1 pseudogene is annotated in these 486 nt (G+C 54.9%); it reads left to right on the top strand.

The features are described from left to right. Positions 1–223: 223 nt before the first annotated feature. Positions 224–486: pseudogene (locus P5674_RS25895) on the top strand (hypothetical protein); the annotation flags it as partial.

Genomic DNA, 486 nt, shown 5'->3' with positions numbered 1-486 from the left:
AGATGATAAATTCCGTCCCCGCCAATGGTAAATTACAGCCAGAGTTGGCGTTCGCGTAGCCTCTCGGAAGTGCGACCTATCGCCTACTCTCTGGGAAGTGCGATCGCGCAGCGTGCCCGCCAGAAGTATCGCCTACCCTCTCGGAAGTGCGACCTATCGCCTACTCTCTGGGAAGTGCGTTCGCGCAGCGTGCCCGCCAGAAGTATCGCCTAGCCTTTCGGAAGTGCGATCGCATCTTACCAGAAAGCGATCGCATAGTGGAAAGTGGCTAAAATGGATGATTGAAATCACCCAGAGGACAACCCCCATGACCACCAATGCTGACGATGTTTGGAGGCTGCTAGGAGAACTCATAGAAGCCCAAAAGGAAACTGAACGACTCCTCAAAGAACAATCCCAAGAAAGCGATCGCCGCTTCCGGGAACAGTCCCAAGAAAGCGATTCTCGTTCCGAGACGCTGCGCGAACGCCGCTTCCGGGAAACCGA

Origin of the sequence: Limnospira sp. PMC 289.06 (assembly GCF_032350395.1) — a bacterium.
GTDB lineage: Bacteria > Cyanobacteriota > Cyanobacteriia > Cyanobacteriales > Microcoleaceae > Limnospira > Limnospira platensis.
Note: the sequence above shows the minus strand (reverse complement) of the source record. Positions and strands in the feature narration are given on the sequence as shown.